This is a genomic window from Photorhabdus viridis (assembly GCF_040256935.1).
Classification (GTDB): Bacteria; Pseudomonadota; Gammaproteobacteria; order Enterobacterales; family Enterobacteriaceae; genus Photorhabdus; species Photorhabdus viridis.
The window spans coordinates 1-223 of the sequence record NZ_JBEJZY010000565.1; the positions used below are offsets into that span (position 1 = coordinate 1).

Annotated in this window: 1 rRNA gene; it reads right to left on the bottom strand. The window is 57.8% G+C overall.

Going from position 1 to position 223, the window contains the following annotated elements:
* Positions 1-223 (bottom strand): 23S ribosomal RNA (locus tag ABR397_RS24565); the annotation flags it as partial.

The following is a 223-nucleotide window of genomic DNA, read 5'->3' on the forward strand; positions in this document are numbered from 1 at the left end:
TGTGTCGGTTTGGGGTACGATTCAATGTCACCTGATGCTTAGAGGCTTTTCCTGGAAGCCGGGCATCAACCACTTCACCGCCGTAGCGGCTCGTCATCACGCCTCAGTGTTACAGCAGAACGGATTTGCCTGTCCTGCCCACCTACACGCTTAAACCGGGACGACCGTCGCCCGGATGGCCTAGCCTTCTCCGTCCCCCCTTCGCAGTCACATTCAGTACAGG